The following is a 3,879-nucleotide window of genomic DNA, read 5'->3' as shown; positions in this document are numbered from 1 at the left end:
CCGGAGGCACCCGGGCCCGGGCCCGCCGGGGCGCGGGGTCCGGTGGGGCGCGGGGTCCGGTGGGGGTGGCGGCCCGGGCGTTAGGATCCGGTCCATGGGCCCGACCGCGCACGACGTAGACCGGTTCATGGCCGCCAGGCCCCGCCTGGAAGCCATCGCCTACCGCCTCCTCGGCTCGGCGAGCGAGGCCGAGGACGCCGTGCAGGAGACCTTCCTGCGCTGGCAGGCGGCCGACGTCGACCGGATCAGGGTGCCCGAGGCATGGCTGACGAAGGTCCTCACCCACCTCTGCCTCAATCAGCTCTCCTCGGCCCGGGCCCGGCGCGAGACCTATGTGGGCCAGTGGCTCCCCGAGCCGCTGATCGAGGGGGACCCGATGCTCGGCCCCGCCGACACCGCCGAACAGCGCGAGTCGGTGTCGTACGCGGTGCTGGTGCTGATGGAGCGGCTGTCCCCCAACGAGCGCGCCGTGTACGTGCTGCGGGAGGCCTTCGACTACCCGCACCGGGAGATCGCCGCGATCCTCGACATCAGCGAGGCGGCCAGCCAGCAGATCCTGCACCGGGCCAAGGAGCGCGTGGCCGCGGGCCGGCGGCGCAGCGAGATCGACGAGGCGGCGGCCCGGCGGGTCATCGACGAGTTCCTCGCGGCCGCCACCAGCGGCCGCACCGAGCCGCTGGTACGGCTGCTCACCGAGGACGCGGTCGCGGTCGGCGACGGCGGCGGGAAGGCGCCCGCCCGGGCCAAGGCGTTCGAGGGCGCGGTCGCGGTCGCGAAGTTCATGCGGGGTTTGTTCGTCCCGTCCCAGGCCAAGCGTTCCCTGGTCGGCGGCTCGCCCGCGCTGTACGTCACGACCGCCAACGGCGAGCCCGCCCTCGTGGCGGTCGTCGACGGCCGGGTGGTCGGCGTCATGTGCCTGGAGATCACCGGCGACGGCATCGCGGCCCTCCGCAGCCAGGTCAACCCCGACAAGCTGGAACGCCTGTCCCGGCAGTGGGCGGCCACCGACCGCGGCGAACCGGTGCTCCCCCGGACCTTCTGACAGGCCTTCTGGCACCGTCCGCCCTCTATGTGATGCAGGTCACATTCCTTTCCTGTCAGGAAACGGCGCCCTGTCCGGTTCAAGGGGCGAATCCGCTCAAGACAGGAGCAGGGACATGCAGCACCGCATCGTCGTACTCGGAGCCGGATACACCGGAGCCAGCGCCGCCGGGCGCCTCGCCAGGCGACTGCACCGTGACGACGTCACCATCACCCTCGTCAACGCCGAACCCGACTTCGTCGAGCGGGTGCGCCTGCACCAGCTCGCGGCCGGCCAGGACCTCCGCCCCCGCCCGCTGCGGGACATGCTCGCGGGCACCGGCGTCGTCCTGAAGCAGGCCCGGGTCACCGGCATCGACGTCGACCGCAAAACCGTCACCGTCGTCGGCACCGCGTCGCGGGGAGGCGGCGGGACCGAGGAGGAACTGGCGTACGACACCCTCGTGTACGCCCTCGGCAGCGGCTGGAACGACCACGGGGTGCCCGGCGTGGCCGAGCACGCCCACGAGATCGCGAGCCGCCCCGGAGCGCTCCGGCTGCGCGAGCGCCTGGCCCGGCTGGCGGCCGGGGAGTCCGTGGTCGTCGTCGGGGGCGGCCTGACCGGGGTGGAGGCGGCGACCGAGATCGCCGAGGCCCGCCCGGACCTCGACGTCGCCCTCGCCACCCGCGGCACGCTCGGCGACTGGCTGTCCGACAAGGGCCGGGCGCACCTGCGGAAGGTGTTCGGCGGGCTCGGCATCACCGTGCACGAGAACGCCTCCGTCGCCGCCGTGGCCCCCGACCACCTCACCACCGCCGACGGGACCACCCTCCCCGCCGCGGTCACCGTGTGGACCACCGGCTTCGCCGTCCATCCGATCGCCCGCGGCACCGCCCTGGAGGTCACGGACACCGGCCAGGTCGTCGTCGACGGCACCCTGCGCTCGGTCTCCCACCCGGACGTGTACGCCATCGGGGACACCGCCATGGTGATGGGTCCGGGCGACAAGCCGCTGCGCATGTCGTGCGCCTCCGGCGTGCCCACCGCCTGGCAGGCCGCCGACGCGATCACGGCCCGCCTGACCGGCGGCAAGCTGCCCCATGTGCCGATGCGCTACTTCAACCAGTGCATCTCGCTGGGCCGCAAGGAGGGCCTCATCCAGTACGTCACCGCCGACGACCGCGCCGTCCGCGCGGCCCTGACCGGGCGGCTCGCCGCCGTCTACAAGGAACTGGTCAACAAGGGCGCCGCCTGGGGCGTCGCCAACCCGCTGCTCGGCATGCCGGTCCGGCGCCGCCGCGTGGTGCGGGACCCGGCGCGCCCGGAGGACCCCGCGCTCCGTGAGGCGGCCTGAGGACCGCGCTCCGCGAGGTGGCCTGAGGACCGCGCGTTCCGTGAGGCGGGCCTGAGGACACCCGCGCTCTCCGTGAGGCGGCCTGAGGACCGCCGGCCGTGGGGCGGGCCCGACGGCCGTCCCCGGCGGTCCGCCGGCGGGGCGGGACGGGAACCCGGCGTGTACTCCCCAGGTCGTACGCGTTCACCGCCCCGGGCTCCTACGGTGGCGCCGTGAGCCGTTCTGCCTCCCGGATCTCCCGGATCTCCCGGTACCGGTACCTCCTCCCTCCGGGCCGGCCGCTGCCGCCGCCGGTCGTGGACCTCCTGATCGCGGCGGTCGTCGCCGTGCTCACCGGCTCGGACGCCGCGGTCAACGAGCCCGGCTACCGGCAGGCCGACGAGGTGACCTGGCTGCTGTTCGCGGTGTCCATCGGGGCGCTGCTGGTGCGCAGCCGGTATCCGGTCGCGGTCACGGTGGTCACCGGAGCGGCGTGCGCCGGGTGGGCGCTGTACGGGCACATCGGGGAACTGCTCAACCTGCCCGTCATGGTGGCTCTGTACGCCGTCGCCGTGCAGGGGGACCGGAGGCGGACCGTGCGGACCGCCGTGGTCGCCGCCGTGATCTCCGGCGCGGTGTCGCTGGTGGCGGGCATCGACGTGGTGCAGCCGCAGGGGGCACCCCTGCTGGAGATGCTGTGGCCGCTGGTGCCGCTGCTGCTGGGCGAGGCCGTGCGCGGGCGACGGGAGCTGATGCGCGAGTACGCGGACCGGGCCGAGCGGGCGGAGGCGGAACGGGAGCGCGAGGCGCGCCGCCGGGTGGAGCAGGAGCGGGTGCGGATCGCGCGCGAGCTGCACGACGTGGTCGCCCACACCGTGTCGGCGATGACCGTGCAGGCCGGGCTGGCCCTCGACGCCTTCGACGCCCGCCCGGAGGTGGCGCGGGAGGCGATGCGGCAGGTGCGGGCGTCCGGCAAGGAGGCGGTGCACGAACTGCGCGCCACGGTCAGCGTGTTGCGGTCGGAGGGCGGAGACCTGACCGGCCCGGCGCCCCGGCTCGCGGAGCTGGCGGACCTGGTGGAGCGGGTGCGCGGGACGGGTCTCGACGTGACACTGCGGGTGGCGGCCGGGCCGCTGCCGCAGGTGGTGGAGCTGGCCGCCTACCGGATCGTGCAGGAGGCACTGACCAACGTGATCAGACACGCGGACGCGCGGCACGCGAGGGTGTCGGTGAGTACGGAGGGGCACCGGCTGAGGGTGGAGGTCACCGACGACGGACGCCACGGCGGAGTGGACCACGGCCGTACCGCGCCGGACGGCGGGGGCGTGTCCGGCACCGGGGCCGAGGACGCCCGGGCGGCCTGGGACGGCACGCCGGGTGACGGCACGCCGGGCGAGGGCACCGGTGGTGACGGTTTCGGCCTGATCGGGATGCGGGAACGGGCCGCCTCGGTCGGCGGGCGGCTGGTGGCGGGCCCGCTCCCCGGCGGGGGCTGGCGCGTGACGGCCGAGCTGCCCGTCGGGGC

At 75.0% G+C, this 3,879-nt stretch carries 3 protein-coding genes; all 3 read left to right on the top strand.

Features of this window, described 5'->3' with window-relative positions; genetic code table 11:
• Nucleotides 1-94: 94 nt before the first annotated feature.
• The gene (locus G3I53_RS11080) at nucleotides 95-1,042 is read left to right on the top strand and encodes an RNA polymerase sigma-70 factor (RefSeq protein ID WP_164332709.1); all 948 of its coding nucleotides are present in this window, start codon (nucleotides 95-97) and stop codon (nucleotides 1,040-1,042) included.
• A gap of 115 nt (nucleotides 1,043-1,157) precedes the next feature.
• Nucleotides 1,158-2,375, top strand: a complete 1,218-nt coding sequence (locus tag G3I53_RS11075; RefSeq protein WP_164332708.1) for an FAD-dependent oxidoreductase — start codon at nucleotides 1,158-1,160, stop codon at nucleotides 2,373-2,375.
• Between the two features lie 212 nt (nucleotides 2,376-2,587).
• Nucleotides 2,588-3,879, top strand: a 1,292-nt coding sequence (locus G3I53_RS11070) for a sensor histidine kinase (RefSeq protein ID WP_343240593.1), incomplete at its 3' end; no start/stop codon positions are given.

Source organism: Streptomyces sp. SID14436, assembly GCF_010548465.1.
In the GTDB taxonomy this organism is placed as follows: Bacteria; Actinomycetota; Actinomycetes; order Streptomycetales; family Streptomycetaceae; genus Streptomyces.
Note: the sequence above shows the minus strand (reverse complement) of the source record. Positions and strands in the feature narration are given on the sequence as shown.

Coding starts and splice junctions, on each gene's coding strand:
- G3I53_RS11080 (WP_164332709.1), top strand. CDS start 95: ATGGGCCCGACCGCGCACGACGTAGACCGGTTCATGGCCGCCAGGCCC.
- G3I53_RS11075 (WP_164332708.1), top strand. CDS start 1,158: ATGCAGCACCGCATCGTCGTACTCGGAGCCGGATACACCGGAGCCAGC.